This window comes from uncultured Idiomarina sp., assembly GCF_964010655.1.
Taxonomy (GTDB): domain Bacteria; phylum Pseudomonadota; class Gammaproteobacteria; order Enterobacterales; family Alteromonadaceae; genus Idiomarina; species Idiomarina baltica.
The window spans coordinates 51,259-75,555 of record NZ_CAXGLS010000007.1 but is presented as its reverse complement, the minus strand read 5'-3'; the positions used below and the strand labels follow the sequence as shown (position 1 = coordinate 75,555).

Below are 24,297 nucleotides of genomic sequence, written 5' to 3'. Positions count from 1 at the left end.
TCATTTTCCGTCGGGTGATACCGGGTCGATAAGATGGCGTAGGTAAAGTGCGCCTCCAGCTTCGGATATGCGGTTTGCTGTCGTTGTGTCATGGAACGGTATCGCCTGTCATTGTGTTATTCCCATTGGCGCTGCGTTTCCGGCTCGCGGATCATCGCTTCCAGATAATAACGCTCGTCACTGGCAATGCTATGCAGCCGATCCAGTAGCTCGTTGACCACCGTATCGAGCCCCGATTGATGCCCGGGTGCCAACTGTAGTCGATAACCATGCGGCTCTATCTGTTCCACGTTCTCACTGAAGGCCTTTAAGCCGAACCGCTCGAGACGTTTTTGAACGGTTCGCTCTGCTCGTGTTTTGTGATCAAGTTTTAATAAGCGCAGTTCAACTGTAAGTACAATGGGAGTGGCTTCGGTCAGTCTCATATTCTGGTGCACAATTTCAGCATTGGATGGCATGGTTTCAAAGGGAGTAGAGGCCTCCAAATACCGCACGGCTGACTGAATATCACGCCACCCGACATACTCCATCAACTCATTCAGCGACCAACCTTGCTGGGTCGCCCAGTTGGCAAATCCGCGTCGCAGAGAATGGCTGCTGTACTGCTCGGCCTCTAACACACCCGCTTCTTTCAGGCGTTGTCGCAATAGCGGCAAGACACTTGCCGGACTCATGGGCAGCGAAGCCATTTGCCCCCATCGATTGATCCCTCGAAAAACAGGGCCTTCGGTGATCTCTGCATCGTTTAACCAATCCTGATAGGCCTGAACCGGGCAGAGCTTCGACAACGCTGGCGTACGATAGGCCTGACCCTGATTGTTTCTGTCGGATTTACTGCGGGGTAAGTAGATCGACAAGCCTTCACCCGGCGCCAAATCAATGTTCTCTATACGTAATCGGACGATCTCATCACTGCGGAAACCTCGCCAAAATCCAATGAGCAGCAGCGCTTTATCCCGGCTGGCCCGAAGAGAGGTGGCATTGATGGTCGACACTGCCTGGCGACAACGATCTAACCAATCACAGGTTTGCTCCAGGGCTTCGAGTTGCATGGGCCGAGCCTGCTTAACACGAGCCGGATGCAATTCGCGGATCCCTTTTAACACCTTACGAACCAACGGCGACTTGGTGGGATCGACAAATCCCTGAGACTGATGCCATTGTCCCAGCGCGGCCAGCCGTAACTTCAGCGTATTGTGCGCCAACACACCGGCATGATCCGACAGATATCGGGCGATTTGGTCGCTCGTCGCCGGCAGCCGACCACCCCAGTGCGCCTCGAAGTGCTCTATGGCCGACTGATAACTGCGCCGGGTATTCTCCCGGGTTGCAGCGTGCAGATAGCGATCCAAATTACTCATGGCGTCCTCATTCGCTCAGTACAGTTGACGGCTCAGTTTGACCATCGGTGCTCTGTACTGCTCAGTCGCTTATTCTCGTTTATTACGTACCAGAATAGCCGATAAATCAATAAGAAACAGTCTAACCCATCATAATTTCAGATTATCTAATATTAAAAACAGTTTAAATTAGACAAATTTGAAATATAGTTTAATATGTAAATACATATTACATACCACAGTATGAAATCATCAGGAGGACAGAATGGCCAGAGGCGGTATAACCAAAAAGGCGGTCGAGCAGGCGCGCAATGCGTTACTCGCACGAGGAGAGTCAATTTCCATTGATGCCGTTCGTATCGAGCTCGGGAATACCGGCTCAAAGACCACCATTCACCGTTACTTAAAAGAGCTGGAAACCGAAGACGACAAAACGGCACTTTCAGAGTCTTTAAGTGACGAGCTCATCGCGTTGGTCAACCAACTCTCCGGTCGTCTCAAAGCTGAGGCACATCAGACGCTGGAAGCCCAAGAAGAGCGGCATAGCGAGCAGGTGACGGCGTGGCAGGAGCGATTTGAGCAACAAAGCCAGGAGTTATTGGCCACACAAGCGCATGTTGAAGAGCTGCTGCAAACGTTGAAACAAGCCGAGCAGCAACAACAGCAACTTCAGGAGACAAACCACCGGCTGGAGGTAGATAATGAGCGGCTCCAGTCCGATCTGTCCTCACAGAAACAACGCCTGTCTGAAAAAGATGAGCGTATTGCGTCACTGGAAGAAAAACACACACAAGCCCGGGAAGCGTTAAATCATTATCGTGATTCGGTCCGTGAGCAACGAGAGCACGAGCAGCGGCGCTACGAGCGCGACGTTCAGGGGCTGCAAAGTGAGATCAACGAGCTGGAGCAGGCATTGACCGCACGGCAGCACAGTTATTCAGAGCTGACGCAACGCAATACCCAATTGGAAACCCAATTGACGGAGCTTAAAAGACACTACGACGCCGTATACCAGGAAAGTCGAAGCACGGACGCTCAGCTATCCGAGTTAAAACAACAGTACGATCGACTGGACAACCGGTTTGTAAGCGTAACGAGCGAATTACAAGGTGCCCAAGACAAACAGGAGCGCTTACAAACATCGCTCACGGAGCTTACGCAGGAAAAACAGGCGTTAGAGCATGAATCAGTGCAACTGAACGCGGTGATTGCAACACAAAAAGAAATGATTGAGCACTGGTTTACTTCCGGGCAACTTAAAACCTTCTCCCCACACGGAGAGTCTTAATTCGAGTACCGGTCGTGAGATAGTTCTCTACTCGGACTTGACTCCGACTCGTTGATATACGTCATAATCACGCGTACTATCAAACACTCCTGACATCAATGGAGATGGTTATGAATATTCTCTCACCCAAAATGCTCTTGATTGCCTGCGCATTATTTTTGTATGCACCTGTCGTTTTTGCAAGCTCACCCGGCGGTGACAGTGCTGATATTATCAGTGACATCGTCGACACACCTGCAACGGTAAAAGCGAATGGTGTTGTGCGCGTGGGATGGCAGCGCGACGATGTGCCTGTCATGGTTGACGGCCTAAAGCTTCCTACTCCGGCCGGGTTGGGAAGTTGGGCTGGCTTTAAAGAAATGCCTAACGGCGGTTTTATGCTGATGGGCGATACCGTGGTCTTCGAAGATGAAATCACGCCTGCGATGGACGCAGCTTTCGCACACGACCTAGAAATCACAGCACTCCACAACCACTTTGTGTTTGATAGCCCTTCTGTTTACTTTATGCACATAGGTGGCCACGGAAAAAACCTTGCAAAGCTTGCCGAAGGCGTAAAAGCGATGTGGGATGCTATTAAGGAAGTTCGTAAACAACACGCCAAACCAGTAGATCGCTTCCCAGGCAGTGTTCCTGATATTACCGGGGAGTACAAAACTGAGGCACTTGAAGGTATTTTGGGAGCCGAGGGCAGTCTCAACGGCGAAGTACTCAAGTTCACGTTTGAACGTTCCGCGACGATGCATGGTACTGAATTTGGTGCGCCAATGGGTTTGTCAACCTGGGCAGCTTTCTCTGGCAATAAAGAGCATGCGGTTGTTGACGGAGATTTCGCTATGACCGCTGACGAAGTCCAAGCTGTGATGCATGCATTACGCGAGGCCAATATTCATATTGTTGCGTTGCACAACCATATGGTTGGTGAAACTCCTCCTTATTACTTTTTACATTATTGGGGCAAAGGAGATCCCGAAAAACTGGCGCAAGGAATACGCTCAGCGTTAAAAGCACAGAAATCCATCGCTAAACAAAGCGAATAAGCACTGGGGTGTGACTGAAATTGCCTAAAGGGAGATAAACTTATAATTTATCTCCCCTTTAAGGTATTAACCTCAATGAAAGAAGGTTCTATGCGGGGTAATAACAGATATTTTCAGTGATTTTTGGGCAGGCAATCGTTCCGGAACACGTCGATTTCTTGAGTTATTTCAACACGAACTAACCAGCTTTTAATAAAAATAACGTTTATTGAATTTATAAATAGGCATTATTTTCAAAAAGTTAACTTCTCTTTGGCGAATTTTACACGAATCCCGGCCGACCCTCACTAATTGCTGGCCATCACGACGAATAATAGTATCGCCGATATCCTCTAATGCATCGTAACGCCCCGTTGTGCGAAGCAGGTATAGCCGTTTACCTTGCTCTAAATCGCCGGCAGAGGTGTCCTGATTCCGAGCGCGTAACACGCGCTGAACATCAGCGACTGAAACGTTGTGTTGAACCAATGCTGCATCATCAAGCTGGATTCTTACTTGTCGCTCAGCACCGCCGCTTACCTCAACTTGAGAGACGCCGGCAACGGACGACATGCGCGGTCTTACATTGTCTTCGATGTAATCCCGCATCATTATCATGTCCAGTTGCTGAGGATTTCCCTCAACAGGCGCCACTCGGAAGTACATGAACGCATTACTCGAGAATGAGGCGGCAAAAATCTTAGGTTCATCGACATTTTCTGGATAATTTGGCACTTGAGTTAACGCATTGTTAACCAGTATTAATGTTTCGGCAACGTTAATGGAGTACGGAAAGTCCAATTCGATGGTTGCTTGCCCTGTACTCGCCGTGCTTTCCATGCGCTGTAAGTTCGGAATCGTTCTTAAAAACTCTTCCTGCTCGATGAGAATTTCCTTTTCAATATCTTGCGGTGTTGCTCCTGGCCACTGTGTCTGAACACTGATGGTTCTGACTTCAAGATCGGGGATCATCTGGACTGGAATGCGAAACGCTGCCGTGATACCAAGCAGACAAAGGATCAGGACTGCAACTATGGTCGTGTGCTTATGTCGGATGAGCCATTCAATCATATTGATCACCCGATACGATGGTTACTTTATCCCCATCATTCAACGATTCATTTCCACGCACAATAATCTGCGTAGTTTCAGGTAAACGTTCTTCAATGGCTATAAAGTCGCCAAAACGGTAGGTCACGTTAACAAACTGCTGCTTTGCGAGCGTTTGATTACCTTCGCTCTCAACCAGCCAAATCGATGTCCGTCCGTCACTGTAGCGTATCAGCGCATCCTTATTTATTACCGTGCTTGGCTCTGACAGCTTTACTTCAAATTGAACATCAACGGGCATACCCACATAGAGCCTATCGGCCGTGAATTCACTGATGCGTACTCTAAAAGCGCGTTCACTGTTTGTCGTCGTCGGCACAATATCCGAAATGGACGCGTCATATTGCTGAATATCACCGAAAAGATCTTTGCGAACCACGGTTACATCGGTCGTTTTATCAACATACGGTAAGTAACGAAAAGGTAAGAAGGCATCAATGTATAGCTTATCCAAACGCGTTAGCTCAAACGCCGAGGAGCCAGGCGTTACCCATTCACCTAGATCGATATAGCGCGCCGATACAACGCCATCAAAGGGCGCTTTTAACGAATGAAAATCAAGTTCAACTTGTGCACGCTGCAACGCCGCCTTACGGCTTTCTAATTCAGCGCGTGCCATATTGAGCGCGGCACGAGCGCGTCTAAGTTCACTTTTTGCCACGGATTGACTCGCGGTGAGTGCGTTCAGTTCATCAAACTGTTGTTGTTGATTATCCAACGTCGCTTGACTTGCGCGCACCTGCGCGCTCAACTCTGTCAACTGTGCTTCGCTTTGTTGTTTATCGAGTTCCGCGATAGTTTCGCCCTGAACTACTTTGGCGCCCACGTCAACGTTGTGGGCTTTAAGTAGGCCTTCCACAGCAAAGCTCAGCTGGCTTTGTTCTATGGTATTTACAACCGAAGGTACACGCACTTCCTTCATCGGCGCACGAAAGTGAGCCTTATCAACGGTCACTTGCGTATCTTGTGCTACAGTCAATGAAGGCATAGCAACTAGCGATGCAAACAGTAAAGTATAGGGTTTCATAACAGCCTGCGGTCGTTATTGAGTTTACTTGTATACGCGAAAAACAACGCGGTTGGATTTTAATCATTGCCGTGTACTGGAGTGTAGCGATGAGTTTAGCTGAAGCAAGAACGTTTGAATGCCCATATTGTATGGCCATTAATGAACTCGAGTTAGATTGGATTAATGATTTAGGCACACGCCAAATCGTCGACTGCCAGATTTGCTGTCAGCCGATAGAATTAGAGATCTTACAAATAGGGGACGACGCGCAACTGATTGCGCGCCGCGATGACGAATGAGCTTATAACTGTTCGATTTGCTCGGCTGCGTTTTTAAAACCTTGTTCGCGTGCTTCATCACCCATGTTCATGCCTTCAGCACGTACGACCTCGACATCCGTGATGCCAATAAATGCGAGGGCATGTTTAAGGTAGCTTTCTTGATGATCAAGTGCAGTTAAATCGCCTGTTGAATACACACCGCCACGGCCTGAGGCGATAATTGCTTTTTTGCCCTTAAGCAGCCCTTCAGGACCTTGCTCGGTATACTGGAAAGTCACACCAGCTTGTAAAACACGGTCAATCCATGCTTTCAACTGAGACGGAATAGTAAAGTTGTACATCGGTGCACCAATCACGAGTACATCAGCTTCTTGTAACTGGCTTACGTACTTATCGAAATGCGGTTTTTCTTCAGCCAACAACTCTTCTGCTGTTAGATGACCAAGCGGGGCTTGAATAAGGTCAACATGGGTGACGCGTGCGTTCTGATTGCTTGCTTTTAACTGCGCTACAACATCAGCGCTGAGCTTACGGCTGACTGATTGCTCGACGAAAATACCAGAATCTACGTGTAAAATGTTCATAAACCACCTCCAATTATTTGATACTGCTATTGTATGGTGTTCCATAAAATTAAAAAGATGTCTAAAATGAGAACTCTCGTTCCATAATTGGTACACTCTATGGCGCTTCCGGATATCACTAACTATTATTTATTCGCCAAAGTGGTTGAGGCTGGCAGTATTTCATCTGCGGCTCGGGCGTTAAGCTTGCCCAAAGCCACGGTGAGCCGGCGATTACAACAGCTCGAAACAGAGCAGGGCATGCGTTTGTTTAACCGGTCTCAGTCGGGGGTGCGGCTCACCGATGTAGGCGAAGCTTTTTTATTACATTGCCAGCAACTGGTCGAAGCCGCAGAAAGTGCACAGCAAGTTACCCAGCGCTTATTAGAAAAGCCACGCGGTCGAGTTAATTTCAGTGCGCCTTATGCATTAAGCCAAAGTTTACTTGTGGATGTATTGCCCGAGTTTATGACACTGTATCCAGAAATAAACATTAATTTAGTAGTAACTAATCGCCCGATTAACTTAATTGATGAAGGCATCGATGTTGCGTTACGGGTACGTCCAAATATTGAGGACTCGAGTTTAATTGCACGTCCATTGAGCGAATCGCCACTGACATTATTTGCCGCACCGGCATTACTAGAACAACACCCAATAAACGAGCCTAGCGACTTATTAGCACTGAATCATTTGTCTTTACATTACACCAGCGGTCAGTACCGTTATTTATTGACCCACGAAAAAGGCGAGCAGCAAACCATTAAATTTGAGCCACGCCTTATTACCGACGATATGATTGTTTTGCGTGAATCGGCTATCAAGGCACAAGGTGTGACCGCTTTACCAACTTACTTATGTAATGAAGCCGTACAAAACCAACAATTAATGCAAGTGTTACCCGAATGGACATTGCCTGTGGGCATTATGCATCTCACGTATCCACACCGACGTGGATTACTGCCAGCGGTACGCGTGTTGATAGATTATCTCACCGAAAACTTACCCAAACGCGCCGAGTTATTTAATTACTAACAACCATACACAGGGCAGCGCTCACGTAAAAATGTGAGGACTTCACCTTGCTCATATGCTGATATACCTACGATTTAACATAATATACATTATACGCAATCATTAATATGGTAGTTTGGGGCGGTCGATAAGCGGCTTCACTCGCTCGGCCTTTGCCGTAGTCGATTTAAGGATTTCGACTCTAAAATGCGCCTGTTTATTCAGGCGCTGCTACGTGAAATTTTGTCCAGTTTTGGCTGTTATGTATCGCAGATTTTGCGTACGAGCTTTAGCAATATCGTCGTGCTATTAACTAACAGCTAAAGCCAACCTGTGCTAACATCGGTCGATTAATTTCATCTAAGATTGTTGTGGTCATATCTAAGCTGGCCATAGGATAAGGAACTCGATTTATATGCAGCTGAGCGCTTCGCAACTAACTCCTCAAACACACACATGGTTATCGCAACGGCCGAAAGAATGCAGTTCACTATTGCTTGTCGGTCAACAGCGTGCCTTAAACGGTTTAGCGGCCGCTTTACGGCAAACGGGTGCTTACGGTCACTGTTTTGCGATCGTCCCTCGTGGCTTTAATCATAGAGAAGTGTTTGATGAGTGTTTTGCGACGACCACATGGCAACACAGTCGTTGGTTTGATTGGCTGTATTTAGCTGACCCGGACGATGCGTTGCGCCCGCTGTGTGTCAATGTGCCATCGGGTAACGCGTTTGCGGTAATTGGTGCGTTACAACACATCTTGCAGCAACCGCTCGACCAGCGTGATGACCTTCTTGAAGAACTCGTTACGTCGTTCGATACGCGCGCTCTGCGCGACTATATCCAACGTGTTAAACAAAAAACCTTTGATGATTTTGCGTCCGACCAATTTGCGACAGTGATTGTCGGACATGAGCACCCTGCTCCTTATTATTATTGTGATCGGGTATCAGAATCGCAGTTATTCGGCCAAATGGGTGTACAGTCCATTGGTGGCACTGTGCGTTCAGATCTTCATCTTTTAGAGCCCGGTTGGATTCTAAAAGCCAATGGCGGTGTGCTAGCCATCGATATTGATGCTTTGTTGGACCAACCGGCAATGTACAAGCGCTTAAAAGAAGTGCTTAAGAGTGGCTATTTTGAGTGGCCGCAGCCCACCATGGAAGCGGGAGCCGCTTATTTTTATCGTCCAGAGCCGGTACCTATCGATATAAAAATTATCTTGGTGGGAAGCCGCAGCAGTTATGCGACGCTCACTGACTATGACGACGACTTCAGCGATCTATTCCCGTTTTTAGCGGACTTTCAGTCGCGTTACGACACAACACAGCAGCCCGTTTCAGAATATTTTAAATTCCTCGACTATGTATGGGATGTTGCCGACGTATTGCCATTAACCGAAGACGCATACGCCGCTGTGCTAACGGAGTTGTCGCGCTGGGCTGAGCATCAACATGAACTGAGCTTAGATGCCATCGCCCTCCTTCAATTGCTTAAACAAGCGAATGCCGTTGCCTCACACGAGGAAAAGACACAAATAGACAGTGACAGCATACGTAGTGCCGTGAAACAGCAACGTGAGCGCGGTGGTTATATAGAAGAAGTGAGTCGGCGCAGTATTCTAAATAACGAAGTCCGTATCGATACTGCGGGTGAAGTCGTGGGTCAGGTGAACGGTTTAACGGTCGTCAGTGTCGCTGGCGTGGAGTTCGGCGAGCCATCGCGGATCACGGCAACCATCCATTATGGCGATGGCGATATTATCGATATCGAACGCAAATCGGAGCTCTCGGGTAACATTCACACAAAAGGTGTGATGATTTTGAGCGCTTATTTAGCACATCATTTTGCCCGTCATGAACCCATGTCGGTTTCTGCTACGGTGGTATTTGAACAGTCTTATCATGAGGTCGACGGTGATAGCGCCTCCTTAGGTGAGCTCTGTTGCTTAATCAGTGCGCTTGCTGATGTCCCCTTCAAGCAATCAGTTGCGCTAACCGGCGCTATTGACCAGTTTGGTCAGGTGCAAGCGATTGGCGGTGTTAATGAGAAAATCGAAGGCTTTTTTGATTTATGCGCGTTGCGTGGCTTAGATGGCAATCATCGTGTATTAATCCCCAAGTCGAACCAAAAGCAATTAGTGTTGAGACCCGACATAGTCCAAGCGGTCGAACAAGGTCAGTTTCATATCCATACCGTTGACCACGTTGATGAGGCGTTGTCATATTTATGTGATATGCCTGTGAAAGACTTATATCGGCAAGTCAAACTAAACGCACATCATGAACAAGAATCGGAGAATCGTTCATGGTGGCAACGCTGGTTTAGTTGATTCAGAGCACCCACTTCCACTAATCGGAGTTGTTTAGCGTACAGCTGTACGCTAAACTGCAATCTGATTTCAGTGGTATACAACATAAAAGGTCGTTATGAATCAATCGAGTTTTTCTCGCGAAGATCTGATTGCATGCAGTGAAGGCGAATTATTTGGCCCAGGTAACAGTCGCTTACCCGCCCCTAACATGTTGATGATGGATCGCATCGTGAACATTACCGAGAAAGGTGGCGCGCATGACAAAGGGTTTATTCATGCAGAATTAGATATTAATCCTGATTTGTGGTTTTTTGACTGTCACTTTAAGGGTGACCCTGTGATGCCAGGTTGTTTAGGCCTAGACGCTATGTGGCAATTAGTTGGGTTTTATCTAGGTTGGTCAGGTGGCCCCGGTCGTGGACGTGCGCTTGGTGTGGGTGAAGTCAAATTCACGGGTCAAATCTTGCCGCACCATAGCAAAGTCACCTATAAGATCGACATGAAACGTGTCATCAAGCGCAAACTTTTCATGGGTGTGGGTGATGGCGTAGTCGAAGTTGACGGCCGCCCTATCTATACCGCTAAAGACTTAAAGGTTGGTTTATTTACCGATACCAGTACATTCTAAAACGATGTACCAAGTGCAATAAAAAAACGCCGGCTACTTGCCGGCGTTTGTATATTAATTTGCTGAGACATTTAGCGGAACAAGCCGGTCCCCCTAGCCTCCATGGCATCTCGCCAACCGCCTAACCATTGAGACCTGAAGTCGTCTTGGGTTTGATACGGACACTGATCCTTCGAGCGTCCTGATAATCCGGCTTTAAAGCCTTGAGTGTGGGCTCTTTCAAAGCGATCACGCTTCTGTCTTTTCATAAAACTACCCCTTTTTCACTTTCTTATTCGGTTGTGATTATCAAAAGAGCGCATTAACTAATGCCCTCCCTATAATTGATAACGCGAAACCAGGATAGTTCAATGTGAAAAAGTAACACAGCCTACTTGAAAAAACTTAACAAGTTGAAACTGTGTTACTTTTTTATGATATTTTCGTTATGATTTTTTGATATTTTTTAGCTGACGACGGCGCGAAAGTGTAATAAAGAAACCGAGTAGCGATAATCCCGCTAGCGGGAAGCCGCCAAAACTAGCGCCACTACGCTCTACTTTATTCTCTTCTTCACGACAGTTGTTCAACTCACCTTCGATCGGATCCATCTTGATAGTAACTGAAACCTGGCGGGTTTGAGTGTTCCCTTCACCATCAACGTACTCTTCAGTTTTAAGTGCCGAAGCGACGACCTCGCCAGAGTCTGTAATCGCGCGTGCGTCGACTATAAAGTACGGGCTGTCACACGCAATGGCATCGTTAAGGTTAATGAACTCAGCGTTTTCGGCAGCTGTATCGTACACGAACCCAACCCGGCGACGCGATGACGATAGCGAAGGCTCGATCTCTCCTGTACCGACCACTACGCCATTATTATTAATATCACTGGGCACCGTTGACGACCCCTCAAAGAAACCCGGTAACGTTTCGAGCGTGGCGCTATCCACGTCATAGTAAAAGCCTGTGTTTCTCAAATTTGCGGCGCGTGTTGAAGTTAAATAGCCGACAACACGATTGTTGTCGTTTATCGCATTCGCAGAGCCCCAATAATATTCATCACTCTCAGTGACTGGAATAGCTTCGCCATCAATAAAAATGGCTGGCATGCGAATGGGACCACGACTAGGGTGATAAGTGAAACTCTGACCAACAGCGATACCATTATTGTTGACAGCAAACGCGTAGCTTGAGAAGTCAGATTGATCGTCTTCGCGGCGCTCCGCAAGCGTGCCTAGTTCAGTGGATGAAATCACTTCACCGTTTGCATCTAACTGCCACAAAAAACCACGAATATCGTAAATCGAACGCCGTGAGGCGTAATTTGAACGACTGTAGAATAAAATCGGCGCAATGTTATTCGCTGTAGCGTTGTGCAAGTCTATCCACAGCTCAGAGGCACACACTTCCAACGGTCGTGTTTGTATCGCATCGCTATCTTCGGCAGGTGTACAGTTGTCGATAGTCGTGGTCGCGCCAGGGCTTAGACCAATACTGGCATAGCCTGCAGCTAGTCCGCTATCATTTACGTCCATCAATGCGCTCTCGCCACCCAATACAGATTGGTCAGGTGGCGCGATGGTGGTCGTCTGGCCATCTTGATACCAAACACCTCGAGAAATAAAATCTCGCACATAGTATGTGCGCGTGACATCTTCATCATCCGCATTTTTATACGTGAACTCGACCGGTTTATAAGCACCGTACCCCATCCCCACAGCGGTATTCGCAGCGTTGATACTGTTTAAGTGCGTTATTGTGGAGACATCATCAGGTTGATCAAAGAAAGACACTGACTGGGTCACACCGTCATACATAAACGCTTGATACGGCGCAATCGACTTTTGCAGAAAGTTATTGTTTACGTTAGCGGCCAACGCGTTGACGATGTAATCATATTGAGCAGGCGTCAATTCAGTCACCTCTTCAATATCTGTAATACCCAAAGCCGCAAGCTGCGTCGCAGTTAATTGGCTTAAATCGATGTCAACATTGGTCTGAAAACTTGAGACACCAACGATGAATCCTTGCTCGTTTAAGTCACGCGGAAAGCTATTACGAAAGTTATCCGCCGTTGCAATTTCTTCAATTGAGAACGTATCCGCGCTTGCCGTAACACTGCAACCTGCTAATACACTCGCTACCAATAAATGCTTAGAAAATGGTTTCATCACGATTAACTACTCTGTTTTGATAAATTTTCGAGTTCTTCCCAACGCTCTAAGTAGCTCATTAACTGCTCCTCTAGAGCGCCCGCTTGCTCCATCACGGGCTGCGTGATATCAATGGGTTGAGAGAAAAACTCCGGTTCGTTCATTTGTTGCTGCAAGGTTTCGATGTCACTTTCTATCTTTTCTATTGCTGCAGGCAACTCATCGAGTTCACGTTGTAACTTGTAGGATAACTTTTTCTGCTTTGTTACTGAACCCTTGTTATTACTTTGTTCTGAAGACGGCTTCTCTGACTCTTTAGACGCTGATTTTGTTCCATCATTGGGCAAACTTTTACGAGCGAGATAATGCTCAATTTCAGAGAATCCCCCGAAAATCTCGGTGATCTGACCTTCACCCTCAAATAACAAAACGGAGGTCGCCGTATTATCCACGAATTCACGGTCGTGACTTACTAATAAGACAGTGCCTTCGTAATCCGCAATAATCTGTTCGAGTAACTCTAAGGTCTCTATATCAAGATCATTAGTCGGCTCATCGAGTACTAAAATATTGCTTGGTTTTAGCAATATTTTAGCCAGCAAGGCACGGTTGCGTTCACCACCAGATAAGGCGCGTACCGGAGTCCTTGATTGTTTGGGACTAAATAAGAAGTCTTGCAAATAACTGAGAATATGACGTGGACGACCTTGAAACACAATGTCCTGCTTGCCATCGCCCACGTTGTCCATCACCGACTTTTCAGGATCAAGTTGGGAGCGGTGCTGATCAAAGTACGCGACTTCCAGATTTGTACCGAGCTTAATATTTCCCGCATCAACGGCTTGTTCGCCCAAAATAACTTTAATCAGCGTACTCTTACCACAACCGTTAGGTCCCACAAGCGCCACTTTATCGCCGCGCTGTAGCAGTAAGTCAAGATCACGAATGATCGGTTTATCAAAGCTCAGTTCAACATGTTCGCCCTCAAACACGCGCTTGCCAGACCGCTGCGCTTGATTGACCTGCATCTTGGCATTACCTTGCAACTCACGTCGTTGCGCACGCTCCTTACGCAATTGCTGTAGAGCCCGAACGCGTCCCTCATTACGAGTTCTACGTGCTTTAATTCCTTGGCGAATCCAGGTTTCTTCTGCCGCGAGCTTTTTATCAAACTCAGCGTTTTGTGATTGCTCAACTTCTAGCAACTCCTGCTTTTTCGTGACATAGCTGTCATAGTTACCTGGAAATGAAGTTAAAGCGCCGCGATCCAAATCAACGATTCGTGTCGCAAGTTTACGAATAAAGGCACGGTCGTGACTAATAAATAAAATCGCACCGTTAAATTGCAGTAATTGCTCTTCTAACCACTGCACCATTTCGACATCCAGATGGTTAGTCGGCTCGTCAAGTAGCAACACATCGGGATCAACGACGAGCGCACGCGCGAGTGCAACACGACGCAACCAGCCGCCCGATAATTGCGACATCGATACGTCGGCAGGCAGACTTAAGCGCGTTAAAACCTGCTCGATACGAGTCGCAAATTGCCAGCCATTCTTAGCATCGATCTGTGTTTGCAGACTATCGAGCGCTTTCATCATTTCATCACTCGGATCGTCTGCAATCATATTTGATAAACGATGAAACTCGTTTAATTTCTCGCCCACATCGGCTAACGCCTGAGCCACATAATCATAAACCGACATTTCGAGTTGCGCGGGCGGGTCTTGAGGCAACCGGGTGACTATCGTATCTCCCACATACTGAACTTGACCATCGTCTAAGTGAATTTCTTGATCGATGACCTTAAGAAGCGTCGACTTACCCGCGCCATTGCGTCCGACCAAACAGACTCGCTCACCGGCCTCTAAAATAAACTCAGCATGATCCAGAATTGCATCAGCGCCAAAAGCCAGCTGTGCATCCTGAACGCGTATCAAACTCATGATTCAATAAACTCCTTTGCCTTTTGAGCATCAAAAGGCCAACGCAGCTCGTTATCATTGGCATCAACTAACACCGGAACGAGCCAACCATATTCTTTTTGCAATCTTTCATCCGAACAAATATCGACAACACTCAATTCAATCGACTCATCTAAATCTATTTGATTGAGCAGCAGTAACGCCTCTTTACACAGAGGACAATGTGGCTTAGTTAATAAATAAAACACATTTCCACCTAGTACTCTTTACTAATAATGAAGTAGTGATGAATCCCTTTATGACGTTTAAAATCTTCAGGGATAGAGGCCTCAGTTTGGTTATTTACCGAATAACCCGCCTTCTCTAAACCCGCTTCATCAATTTTAAACTTCTTGCGGTTGTTAGAGAATAAGATCACGCCGCCCTCGTTCAGCAGTCGTCCAGCCGTTTTAATTAAGCCAACATGATCGCGCTGAATGTCCAGCGTACCCGTCATGCGTTTTGAGTTACTAAATGTGGGGGGATCGATAAAAATGACGTCGTAACGTCTGTCGTCGCGTTGATCACGCATCCAAGTAAAACAATCGGCTTGAATAAACTCGTATTGACGACCACGCAACCCATTCAAATGAAAATTACGCTCACCCCAAGCAAGGTACGTTTTCGACATATCTACCGACGTGACCGAATGCGCACCGCCCAACGCCGCTTGCACTGAAGCGGTACAGGTGTAACTAAATAGGTTCAGAACATCGAGATCTTCGCACTTATCAAACAGCTCTTTGCGAACCAAGCGATGATCGAGGAATAAGCCAGTGTCGAGATAGTCGGTCAGATTAACCTCAAACTCGGCGCCATATTCCTGCACGTTGAAAATAACGCTATCTTGTTTCTGACGATTGCGACGCTCGTATTGCTCTTGCCCTTTCTGCCGTTTACGCACCTTTAATACAATGTGGCTTGAATCAAACGGCAAAGTCTCAGCAACCATTTCCACTAAGTGCCAAAGACGATCGGTTGCAACCCCATCAGGAATAGTTTTGGGGGGCGCATACTCTTGTATTACTAAGTGATCGCCATAGATATCAATCGCCGCATTATATTCCGGTAAGTCGGCATCATAAACACGCCATGCTTCGAGCCCTTCTTTACGCGCCCACCTGCTAAGTTTTGAATAATTCTTTTTAAGCCTGTTAGACAAATCTTCAGATTGACTTTCTGTAAACTCAACTTGCTCTTTAGTTAGGTCAAATAGCGCCAATGTGGTGGCGATCGGACCATTCATAAACGCATATTTTTTATGACTACGCAGTTTTAGACGTTTTAATAATGTCTCGTCGCCAGCAAGAAGTGCTATTTGCCAGCCTAAGAAAGACTGTTTTAATCGACGGCCCAAACGGCGGTATAGTAATAGTGTTTCGACTTCTTCACCGAGGCGTTCACCATAAGGCGGGTTTGCAATCAGAAGACCTTGATCAGCAGGGGCCTGCATATCAAGCACATCGGATGTATCAAATTGAATAAATTGACCAAGCTGACAGCGGGCCGCATTTTCTTTCGCAATACCGATGAGTTTGGGATTCATATCACTGGCATAAAAACGCGCAGTCATCGTGTTGCGACCTTCCTTAAAGCGCTTTTCAGCGTCTTCAAGCACACTGTGCCAAATACTGCGGTCATGCCCTACCCATCGCAGGAAGCCCCAGTCGCGACGGTTTAGGCCCGGCGCTTGGTCGGCCGCTATCATGGCCGCTTCAATCACCAATGTGCCCGAACCACAGAACGGGTCAAGGATAACAGGTTCATCGTGTTCTAATTGTTGATGAATTCCAGCACGTATGAGCACCGCGGCTGCCAGTGTTTCTCGTAGTGGCGCTTCACCTTGTTGTTTGCGATAACCTCGCTGATGCAGCCCACCTCCAGAGAAATCTAAAGACCAGATAAGTTCATTCTTGTGATAACGCGCGTTTACTCGAATATCAGGAACCTGTTTATCGACATTCGGGCGCTGTGCGTTACGACCCCGAAAAAAGTCAATAATACCGTCCTTAACGACCTGGGCACCAAACTGCGTGTTGCGTATCTCATCATTGGTGCCATGAAAGTCAACGACAAAGCTATGTGTATCACGCATGACCTGTGTCCAATCGAAGACACTAATCGCCTGCTGAATCTGTTCTGCGTTGAGTGTTTCAGCGCGGCCTAACTCGACGAGCACACGACTAGCTAAACGCGACCATAGAGCAATGGTGTACGCAAGCTTTAAGTCTGCATCGACATAGCACCCCGCCTGAGTCACAGTAATTGATTTGGCACCTAGCCCCTGCAACTCATTCTCTAATAATTGTTCCATGCCTTTTGCGCACGATACAAATAAACGCAACATAGTTTATTCCATTCAGTAATTTGGCCGCGATTATAGCGTTTCTCAATCAATGTGTCTTTAAAACACTGTAAACTGAACAAAGGTTGTTCGGTATGTGTGTTTTTTATGCATTTGAACTGTATTTTATTAAAAAGCGCTTGCGCAAGCGGTGGGACATGTATATTATGCACCCCACATCGGACGCGGGGTGGAGCAGTCTGGTAGCTCGTCGGGCTCATAACCCGAAGGTCGTAGGTTCAAATCCTGCCCCCGCAACCAACTCCGATGCCTTCATTAAGCATTTCTAGCTGTTACCAAGATCACATCTTCCATAAAAGTATTCTCGGCACACTATCGAAAGCACTCAATTGACTTCACGCGCAGTAATTTATGCGAGCTGTTGGCTAGATAGCATTGTTTGACGCATTTCTAGGGTCGAGGGAAGCAACCGATTATGAAGCACTTTGATGACGTGATACTGTTTAATCGTTTTAATCGGTGACAATTTCATATCACCTGACAACAATAGACATGAAGCAAATTCATCATCACGGTCGATTATCAAGAATAAACCGTCATCAAAACCGCTATTCAATTCACAGATATGACGTTCGGGCGCCCATTCTTCAATGTTCGACTTTTGAAAATGCCAACTTTGAGGCATTTGCGGACACCCAAAACGAACAAATGCCGCTGCGCACAACGATGCCTCTTCGACACTCGTACCTAAGTCATCTGTTGAGTAACCTTCTAATACATCGACAAAATTCTGTAAGAGAGTCAAATCTTCAACATTAAAAGGCGCAGAGCAAAAATCGACATTCACGAGTTGTTTGCCTTTATAAGGCAAACGGAAAGGTGCGCCATCCCCCGCCTGAATTGACAGTGGCTGAGCTTTATCGTCGTATAGCCAACACATGTGTTGATTAATTTCCAACTTGCACACCTTTATTATTATGAATGTTGTTATAAATTTGGCAAATAGATTACCCAAAGTCACCTAGTTTTACAAGTTATTGACAATGTCCTTTACAAGCCTAGGTCCTTTGTAAATAAAACCGGTGTAAACCTGCACTAACGATGCGCCCGCCTCAAGCTTTTCTTTCGCGGCGCCTGCAGAATCGATGCCGCCTACTCCGATAATAGGAATTGACGAGTCCAACGCTGAACGTAACAGCCGAATAATACAGGTACTGCGATCACGCACTGGTTTGCCGCTCAAGCCACCCGCTTCATCCGCTAGTTTGCTATGCGAAACACCATCACGCGAAAGCGTTGTATTCGTTGCAATAACACCATCGATGCCCTGCTCGTTAAACGCCTCAGCCATCATACGCACTTCTTCTGGGCTCAGATCAGGTGCGACTTTAACAACAAGCGGTACATACTTGCTATGCACTTTTGCTAGTTTTTTCTGCTCAGCTTTTAAGCCTGCTAGCAAACCATTTAAAGCATCGCCGTGCTGAAAATTGCGTAAGCCCGGTGTATTTGGCGAAGAAATATTGATGGTCACGTAATCGGCATAACGATAAACCTGAGTTAGGCAGGCAACGTAGTCTTGTAAAGCATCTTGCTCTTCAGTGACTTTGTTTTTACCAATATTAATGCCCAGCACACCTTTATAAGTACGTCGCTTGACCTGTTCAACCAACGCCTCGACACCGTCATTATTAAAACCCATGCGGTTAATAATGGCCTCATCATCAACCAACCGAAACAGTCTTGGCTTTTCGTTGCCTGGCTGTGGTTTCGGCGTCACCGTACCCACTTCAATAAAACCGAAGCCCATCTGTCCAAATGCAGTCATGCAACGCGCATTTTTATCGAGACCCGCTGCAAGACCGACAGGATTCGGAAACTCGATCCCCATCACGGTCACAGGCTTGGCCGGCAGACGTTGACGCCACGCGAGTGACAATGGCGTATTAGCAAACCGCCGAAGCATACCGAGCGTCCAGTCGTGAGAACGCTCGGCATCTTGGTTAAACAGCCATTTTCTGACCAGGTTATACACTAGCCCGCAACCTTAGGCGCACAGTTGTGGCTCAACAACATGAGTTCACGCAATGCAACTGAGAACTTAGCAAACTCGTGGCTCTTCGTGGTGCGGAAGTCCGATAACATTGACTGCCAACGTTGCAGCAAGGATTCGTTTTGGTCCATCCAATCATCCAACATTTGCAACGGCTCACCTATCTCTGAGGCCGATTTCAATACAACTAAGGTCAACGCACGTTGCTGCCAATCCAGTTCTTCTCGGAATGCGGCACGTGCCAGCGCTTGCCAGTGGTTAGCAACCGGTTGATTATTAATTTGATTGAGGAACCAATGTAGATTCAGACGAGCACCTAAATAGAAGTACATGTTGCCAACGGTCTGATACGACTGTTCGGTTTCGTCAGCAATTTCGGCAATGTCCATTGCCGAAAATACGGTACTCAAGCTCGCCACTTCTTGAGCCAACTCTTTCGGAAGTCCTTGCTCAATATAGCGGTCGATCGTTTTTTGAATCACAGCCGCTTCATCTTCGTTCATATAACTTAGACAGTTTTTACGCAAGTCATCAAAAGCGGGCATGTAAAAGTCAATGTGCTCTTGAATACCATTTAATTTAGTGTTGCGGTGACGCAAGAACCAACGTGTAGCTCGACGCACCATACGGCGAACCTGGAACAGAATATCGTTCTGTGTTTCAGCCGGCACTTTATTGTTCAACGCTTCAATGGCATCCCAAAGTTCCTCAACGCGGAAACACTCGCGAGCCACTACAAATGACGATGCAACTTCAGCGATGGTCGCTCCGGTGGCTTCTTGTTTACGAAACACGAAGTTAGGACCCATATCATTGACGATCGTATTAGCTAACTTAGTCGCGATAATCTGTCCCTTCAACGGGTGTGAAGCCATCGAATCAGCAAACTGTTTTTGCAACGGTTTAGGGAACGAACGGAACAATGCTTTGCCATGGAACGGATCTTCAGTGATTTCATCGGTGATTAACTGCTCCTTAAGCACCATTTTGCCATAGGCTGTTAAAACCGATAGTTCTGGACGTGTCAAACCTTTATTCTGGGCTTGGCGTTCCGCCAGCTCGTCGTCTGAAGGTAAGAACTCCAGCGAACGATTTAATGCACCGTCACGTTCTAACTGGTGAATAAAGCGTTGCAATTCTTTGATTTGGTCACTACCTCGAAGCGCAGTAATCGAGAGCGATTGTGTTTGACGATTACAATCGTCAAGAACGATTTCTGCCACTTCATCAGTCATGTCGTACAATAACTTATCGCGTTGTTTCTTCGTGAGGTCACCGTTATTGACTAAACCATTCAGCAAGATTTTGATGTTGACTTCATTATCTGAACAGTCCACGCCGCCAACATTATCAACGAAGTCGGTATTAATACGACCGCCGCGCTGAGCAAATTCAATACGACCCAACTGAGTTAAACCTAAGTTACCGCCCTCGCCGATCACTTTGGCTTTCAATTCTGCACCATTAACGCGCAGTGCGTCATTGGCTCGGTCACCCACATCAGAATCGGTTTCATCCTTACCTTTGATGTAAGTACCGATACCGCCGTTCCAAATAAGATCAACGTCCATGGTTAGACACGCACGAATGAGCTCGTTAGGTGTCATTGATTTCTTCTGGGAGCCCAGCATCTTCTTCATTTCTGGCGACAGCTCTATTGCTTTAGCACTACGACTAAAGATACCGCCACCTTTAGAAATCAACTCTTTGTTGTAATCTTCCCAGCTTGAGCGCGGCAATTTAAATAAGCGATCACGCTCTTTCCAAGAGCTGGCTGCGTCTGGTTCTGGGTCGATAAAAATATGCATGTGGTTGAACGCAGCTTGTAGGCGAGTATGTTTAGATAGCAACATGCCGTTACCAAACACATCCCCCGCCATGTCGCCAATCGCAACACAGGTAAAGTCAGTGGTTTGGCAATCAATGCCCATTTCACGGAAGTGGCGTTTAACCGACTCCCAAGCACCACGAGCGGTGATACCCATTTTCTTATGGTCGTAGCCAACTGAACCGCCGGAAGCAAAGGCGTCGCCCAGCCAAAAGTTATATTCAGCAGAAATACCGTTAGCGATATCTGAGAACGTCGCTGTGCCTTTATCAGCTGCGACAACCAAGTAAGGGTCGTCTTCGTCCTGACGAACAACGTCAACAGGTGGTACGATTTCACCCTCGACGATATTGTCGGTGATATCTAATAACGCACGAATAAACGTTTTATAACACGCCTGTCCTTCTGCAATCATACCTTCACGGTCTTCGGGCAGGTGTTTACAGTAGAAACCACCTTTTGCACCCACAGGTACAATAACGGTGTTCTTAACTTGTTGTGCTTTCACCAGGCCTAAAATTTCAGTACGGAAGTCTTCACGACGGTCCGACCAACGCAGGCCACCACGAGCCACTTTACCACCCCGTAAATGGACACCCTCTACCCGCGGCGAGTAGACAAAGATTTCGAACTTAGGCAACGGCAACGGCATCTCAGGTACCAGTTCAGGTAAGAACTTAACTGAGATGTAAGGTTTATCATTGCCTTTTTCATTCTTCTGGAAGAAGTTTGTACGTAAAGCGGCGTCAATTAATTCAACATAGCGACGGATAATACGATCGTCGTCCAAGTTAGCGACGCTATCTAATTCGGTATTGATGCGCGTATGTAACGCGTCCAGTTTCTTCTCAACACCTTTAGTGCCGGGCTCAAAACGCGTGTAGAACATCTTAATGACGAGTTTAGCGAGTAGCGGGTACTTGCTAAACGTGCTTTCAATATAGCTTTGACTGAAGGTCGTACCAATCTGACGCATGTACTTCGCAAACATACGTAAAATAGTGACTTGGCGACCCGTCATACCGGCACCAAGTACGAGCCGGTTAAAGCCATCATCTTCAAGTTCACCTTTCCAAACTTTTGCAAACGCATCTTGGAATAGTTCGCGACTGGTTTCTAAATCGAGCGCCCCACCGGTATGGATCATATGAAAATCTAAAATCCAAAATACATTGCCGTCTGCCGCTTTAACGGGATAAGGGCTCTCGCCAATCACACGCAGGCCAAAGTTTTCGAGCATCGGCAGCACGTCTGATAAGTGGATGGGTTGATCTTTATGGAAAAGCTTGAGACGCAAGTATTTGCTGTCGTCTTTCTCTTCCTGAGCGCGATAAAGCACCATGCCGAGCTTATGTTCATCGTCAAGGGACTCAAGCTGGTTGATATCTGAAATCGCAACAGAAGGCAGCACATCCTCTTTATAAGCACGCGGGAACGCTTGACCATAACGTTTATTCAAACGTGTTGAGCGCGCCTCACCAAAGGTTGAGTTTAAAATACGCTCAAAGTTATCTTCCCAAGTGCGAGCGGCCTCAATAAGATTCTGTTCCAATTCCTTCACATTTACGTCCTGCTGGTCGTCTTCTAGGCGCACGGTGTAATGCGTTCGTGCGAGATTTGATTCGGAGAAATAAGTGGTAAAGTCAACGTCGTGTTGAGTACGCAAGGTTTGTTTTAAAATGCGCTGAGTGCGTTCACGTAATAGAGTGTTGTAACGCTCTTTAGGTACATACACCATGCATGTCATAAAGCGACCAAAAATATCGCGACGCAAGAAAATCCGAGTCATATCCCGTTCTTGCATCTGCAAAACGCCCAAACCAACTTGCAGTAGGTCATCATCCTCTGCTTGCACGACTTCATCACGCGGATAGGTCTCTAAAATATTAACTAATGCTTTTGCTGCATGCGATTGTGGAGCAAAACCAGACGCTTCAATCACGCGCTTGAGCTTCTGCGAAACCAGTGGAATATCACGCGCGCTATTGTTGTAGAAGTTCGACGCGTAAAGACCAATAAAGCGATGCTCACCAATGACCTCGCCTTCTTTATTAAAGCGTTTGACACCAATGTAGTCGCAATGCGCTGGGCGATGAACACGTGATTTTGAATTGGTTTTCGTGAGTAACAGAATGCGATCGTCCTGTGTAATTTCACGCGCATCCTCTGGCAAGCTTGAAATTAAACGACCTTTTTCACTGACCGAATTACGCATTAGGCCCAAACTGCTATCTTCGGTTTGGCTGAGTTCGTAATCGCCTTTAACAGGCTTTAAGTCATAAGAGCGATAGCCTGTAATGGTAAAGTTATCATCCGCCAACCAGCGTAAAAACGCTTGGATATTTTGTTTTTCTTCCTTCGAGCCTGGATAATAATCGGCAGTCACTTCTTCTGCGACTTCAGAGAGCTTGGTCACCATCGGCTGCCAATCGGAGACCGCCAAGCTGATCTCTTCCATGACAGAGCTCAATTCTTTCTTCAGCGCTTTTAATTCGTCCTTGGTGCTCTGGCGGTCGACCTCAATTAAGAATGCGGTATCGACAAAATTATCATCACGAGTACCCGGGCGTAATAAATCAGTGACCTGATTATCTTTATCACGCTTATGGCTAATAGGCATGTGCAACAATAAGTGGCTCGTGATACCCAAGCGTGATAAAGCCATGCGGACTGAGTCCACCATAAACGGCATGTCACTCTGAATAATTTCAATAATCGTGTGCGGTGATTCCCAGCCATCATTCGGCACGTCTGGGTTATATACTTTAATCAGTGCTTTATCGCCGGGTTTATATTCATTAAAGCTGTGCCATAAACCCAGCACAGCACCGTACATATCACTGTCATTACGGTGACTCAAATCATCTGAGGAAATATTACGATAAAGACGTTTCGCGAAATCTTGCACAAGCGGTGCTTGGCTTGAAGCAACTTTCTTTTGAATAAGTTCGACTACTTTTTCTAAAAGTACTGGGGATTGACCATCAACCAACGACATAATTGCAGAGTCCTTGAGATTATTTTTTTGATGAAACGTCGTAGGCAAGCCACAAAGCGGCCCACGGCCTGATAATCTACCTATGATTGATGTTATTGTCGGACATTTAAGGCAGGCTTTCAACGCATATTCGTGCAATAAATGAGTGTTTAGACCAGCGAGCAGTAAAGCTTATGAAAAATAACTCAATAACTATCCAAATTAGGAGCTAAATACGCTTGAGGGAAACGAATTTATTATTGTTATCGAGCTGTATAATGAACCGACCGGATACGCCAGTTGGGTCCACAAAAGGAACCATACGACCGGCCGGAATAGCAATTCGTACGTTAGTATCAGACAGTACAACTAAATGTTGGGCGCCACCACCGTAGTAAATATCGATAAATTCCTGATACGACATAGAAATTGAAAAACGATATTCAATCACAGGATGACTCCCAACTCGCTATTT

General features: G+C 46.6%; 19 protein-coding genes and 1 tRNA gene. 7 read left to right on the top strand and 13 right to left on the bottom strand.

Annotation, left to right across the window (positions count from 1 at the left end; genetic code table 11):
- Positions 1 to 116: 116 nt before the first annotated feature.
- Positions 117 to 1,361: a site-specific integrase gene (locus ABNS04_RS03650; RefSeq protein ID WP_348671189.1), complete on the bottom strand. Its 1,245-nt coding sequence runs from the start codon at positions 1,359 to 1,361 to the stop codon at positions 117 to 119.
- Between the two features lie 244 nt (positions 1,362 to 1,605).
- On the opposite strand from ABNS04_RS03650, the gene ABNS04_RS03645 reads away from it, so the two are divergent.
- Entirely contained in the window at positions 1,606 to 2,628 is a 1,023-nt protein-coding gene (locus tag ABNS04_RS03645; protein WP_199495193.1) for a DNA-binding protein, read from the top strand.
- A gap of 110 nt (positions 2,629 to 2,738) precedes the next feature.
- The gene (locus ABNS04_RS03640; RefSeq protein WP_199495194.1) at positions 2,739 to 3,668 is read left to right on the top strand and encodes a DUF1259 domain-containing protein; all 930 of its coding nucleotides are present in this window, start codon (positions 2,739 to 2,741) and stop codon (positions 3,666 to 3,668) included.
- Between the two features lie 189 nt (positions 3,669 to 3,857).
- On the opposite strand, the gene ABNS04_RS03635 is transcribed toward ABNS04_RS03640, so the two are convergent.
- Positions 3,858 to 4,718: an efflux RND transporter permease subunit gene (locus ABNS04_RS03635; RefSeq protein ID WP_272977600.1), complete on the bottom strand. Its 861-nt coding sequence runs from the start codon at positions 4,716 to 4,718 to the stop codon at positions 3,858 to 3,860.
- Positions 4,711 to 5,784, bottom strand: coding sequence for an efflux RND transporter periplasmic adaptor subunit (locus tag ABNS04_RS03630; RefSeq protein WP_272977599.1), 1,074 nt, complete (start codon positions 5,782 to 5,784; stop codon positions 4,711 to 4,713). Before ABNS04_RS03630 ends, ABNS04_RS03635 begins: the two co-directional genes overlap by 8 nt.
- A gap of 89 nt (positions 5,785 to 5,873) precedes the next feature.
- Here ABNS04_RS03630 and ABNS04_RS03625 point away from each other — a divergent pair, with 89 nt between their 5' ends.
- Positions 5,874 to 6,065, top strand: a complete 192-nt coding sequence (locus ABNS04_RS03625; protein ID WP_071462751.1) for a CPXCG motif-containing cysteine-rich protein — start codon at positions 5,874 to 5,876, stop codon at positions 6,063 to 6,065.
- A 2-nt stretch (positions 6,066 to 6,067) separates the two neighbouring features.
- Here the strand turns inward: ABNS04_RS03625 and ABNS04_RS03620 are convergent, their stop codons facing one another.
- Positions 6,068 to 6,631: an FMN-dependent NADH-azoreductase gene (locus tag ABNS04_RS03620; protein WP_006955751.1), complete on the bottom strand. Its 564-nt coding sequence runs from the start codon at positions 6,629 to 6,631 to the stop codon at positions 6,068 to 6,070.
- A gap of 99 nt (positions 6,632 to 6,730) precedes the next feature.
- Here ABNS04_RS03620 and ABNS04_RS03615 point away from each other — a divergent pair, with 99 nt between their 5' ends.
- The 3 genes from ABNS04_RS03615 to fabA all read left to right on the top strand — a co-directional run bounded on the left by ABNS04_RS03615 (position 6,731) and on the right by fabA (position 10,563).
- Positions 6,731 to 7,645: a LysR family transcriptional regulator gene (locus ABNS04_RS03615; protein ID WP_272977598.1), complete on the top strand. Its 915-nt coding sequence runs from the start codon at positions 6,731 to 6,733 to the stop codon at positions 7,643 to 7,645.
- A gap of 394 nt (positions 7,646 to 8,039) precedes the next feature.
- Positions 8,040 to 9,953 (top strand): Lon protease family protein, encoded by a 1,914-nt coding sequence (locus ABNS04_RS03610; RefSeq protein WP_348671188.1) that lies wholly within the window; start codon positions 8,040 to 8,042, stop codon positions 9,951 to 9,953.
- A 97-nt stretch (positions 9,954 to 10,050) separates the two neighbouring features.
- Complete coding sequence (fabA, locus tag ABNS04_RS03605; RefSeq protein ID WP_272977596.1) at positions 10,051 to 10,563, top strand: 3-hydroxyacyl-[acyl-carrier-protein] dehydratase FabA; 513 nt, start codon at positions 10,051 to 10,053, stop codon at positions 10,561 to 10,563.
- A 71-nt stretch (positions 10,564 to 10,634) separates the two neighbouring features.
- On the opposite strand, the gene rmf is transcribed toward fabA, so the two are convergent.
- The 5 genes from rmf to rlmKL form a co-directional block, all read right to left on the bottom strand.
- Positions 10,635 to 10,811, bottom strand: a complete 177-nt coding sequence (gene rmf / locus ABNS04_RS03600; RefSeq protein WP_006955790.1) for a ribosome modulation factor — start codon at positions 10,809 to 10,811, stop codon at positions 10,635 to 10,637.
- Positions 10,812 to 10,988: 177 nt separating this feature from the next.
- On the bottom strand, positions 10,989 to 12,713 hold the full coding sequence (locus tag ABNS04_RS03595; RefSeq protein WP_006955791.1) for a DUF3466 family protein: 1,725 nt from the start codon (positions 12,711 to 12,713) through the stop codon (positions 10,989 to 10,991).
- Between the two features lie 5 nt (positions 12,714 to 12,718).
- Complete coding sequence (locus ABNS04_RS03590; RefSeq protein WP_006955792.1) at positions 12,719 to 14,641, bottom strand: ABC transporter ATP-binding protein; 1,923 nt, start codon at positions 14,639 to 14,641, stop codon at positions 12,719 to 12,721.
- Entirely contained in the window at positions 14,638 to 14,868 is a 231-nt protein-coding gene (locus ABNS04_RS03585) for a glutaredoxin family protein (RefSeq protein ID WP_006955793.1), read from the bottom strand. Before ABNS04_RS03585 ends, ABNS04_RS03590 begins: the two co-directional genes overlap by 4 nt.
- 8 nt (positions 14,869 to 14,876) lie before the next feature.
- Complete coding sequence (gene rlmKL / locus ABNS04_RS03580; RefSeq protein WP_286682216.1) at positions 14,877 to 17,006, bottom strand: bifunctional 23S rRNA (guanine(2069)-N(7))-methyltransferase RlmK/23S rRNA (guanine(2445)-N(2))-methyltransferase RlmL; 2,130 nt, start codon at positions 17,004 to 17,006, stop codon at positions 14,877 to 14,879.
- A gap of 181 nt (positions 17,007 to 17,187) precedes the next feature.
- Here rlmKL and ABNS04_RS03575 point away from each other — a divergent pair.
- A tRNA-Met gene (locus ABNS04_RS03575) sits at positions 17,188 to 17,264 on the top strand.
- Positions 17,265 to 17,373: 109 nt separating this feature from the next.
- On the opposite strand, the gene ABNS04_RS03570 is transcribed toward ABNS04_RS03575, so the two are convergent.
- The 4 genes from ABNS04_RS03570 to ABNS04_RS03555 form a co-directional block, all read right to left on the bottom strand.
- Positions 17,374 to 17,922, bottom strand: a complete 549-nt coding sequence (locus ABNS04_RS03570; protein WP_006955796.1) for a cell division protein ZapC domain-containing protein — start codon at positions 17,920 to 17,922, stop codon at positions 17,374 to 17,376.
- Positions 17,923 to 17,991: 69 nt separating this feature from the next.
- Positions 17,992 to 18,999 carry a quinone-dependent dihydroorotate dehydrogenase gene (pyrD, locus tag ABNS04_RS03565; RefSeq protein ID WP_348671187.1) on the bottom strand — a complete coding sequence of 336 codons (1,008 nt, stop codon included), beginning with the start codon at positions 18,997 to 18,999 and terminating at the stop codon, positions 17,992 to 17,994.
- The gene (locus ABNS04_RS03560; protein WP_272978834.1) at positions 18,999 to 23,843 is read right to left on the bottom strand and encodes an NAD-glutamate dehydrogenase; all 4,845 of its coding nucleotides are present in this window, start codon (positions 23,841 to 23,843) and stop codon (positions 18,999 to 19,001) included. The genes pyrD and ABNS04_RS03560 overlap by 1 nt, the downstream gene beginning before the upstream one ends.
- A gap of 208 nt (positions 23,844 to 24,051) precedes the next feature.
- Complete coding sequence (locus tag ABNS04_RS03555) at positions 24,052 to 24,273, bottom strand: DUF2835 family protein (protein WP_272978833.1); 222 nt, start codon at positions 24,271 to 24,273, stop codon at positions 24,052 to 24,054.
- Positions 24,274 to 24,297 lie beyond the last annotated feature (24 nt).

What these genes read in the sequence shown, in the direction of transcription:
- ABNS04_RS03650 (WP_348671189.1), bottom strand. Translation starts at nt 1,361, where the DNA reads ATGAGTAATTTGGATCGCTATCTGCACGCTGCAACCCGGGAGAATACC.
- ABNS04_RS03645 (WP_199495193.1), top strand. Translation starts at nt 1,606, where the DNA reads ATGGCCAGAGGCGGTATAACCAAAAAGGCGGTCGAGCAGGCGCGCAAT.
- ABNS04_RS03640 (WP_199495194.1), top strand. Translation starts at nt 2,739, where the DNA reads ATGAATATTCTCTCACCCAAAATGCTCTTGATTGCCTGCGCATTATTT.
- ABNS04_RS03635 (WP_272977600.1), bottom strand. Translation starts at nt 4,718, where the DNA reads ATGATTGAATGGCTCATCCGACATAAGCACACGACCATAGTTGCAGTC.
- ABNS04_RS03630 (WP_272977599.1), bottom strand. Translation starts at nt 5,784, where the DNA reads ATGAAACCCTATACTTTACTGTTTGCATCGCTAGTTGCTATGCCTTCA.
- ABNS04_RS03625 (WP_071462751.1), top strand. Translation starts at nt 5,874, where the DNA reads ATGAGTTTAGCTGAAGCAAGAACGTTTGAATGCCCATATTGTATGGCC.
- ABNS04_RS03620 (WP_006955751.1), bottom strand. Translation starts at nt 6,631, where the DNA reads ATGAACATTTTACACGTAGATTCTGGTATTTTCGTCGAGCAATCAGTC.
- ABNS04_RS03615 (WP_272977598.1), top strand. Translation starts at nt 6,731, where the DNA reads ATGGCGCTTCCGGATATCACTAACTATTATTTATTCGCCAAAGTGGTT.
- ABNS04_RS03610 (WP_348671188.1), top strand. Translation starts at nt 8,040, where the DNA reads ATGCAGCTGAGCGCTTCGCAACTAACTCCTCAAACACACACATGGTTA.
- fabA (WP_272977596.1), top strand. Translation starts at nt 10,051, where the DNA reads ATGAATCAATCGAGTTTTTCTCGCGAAGATCTGATTGCATGCAGTGAA.
- rmf (WP_006955790.1), bottom strand. Translation starts at nt 10,811, where the DNA reads ATGAAAAGACAGAAGCGTGATCGCTTTGAAAGAGCCCACACTCAAGGC.
- ABNS04_RS03595 (WP_006955791.1), bottom strand. Translation starts at nt 12,713, where the DNA reads ATGAAACCATTTTCTAAGCATTTATTGGTAGCGAGTGTATTAGCAGGT.
- ABNS04_RS03590 (WP_006955792.1), bottom strand. Translation starts at nt 14,641, where the DNA reads ATGAGTTTGATACGCGTTCAGGATGCACAGCTGGCTTTTGGCGCTGAT.
- rlmKL (WP_286682216.1), bottom strand. Translation starts at nt 17,006, where the DNA reads ATGTTGCGTTTATTTGTATCGTGCGCAAAAGGCATGGAACAATTATTA.
- ABNS04_RS03560 (WP_272978834.1), bottom strand. Translation starts at nt 23,843, where the DNA reads ATGTCGTTGGTTGATGGTCAATCCCCAGTACTTTTAGAAAAAGTAGTC.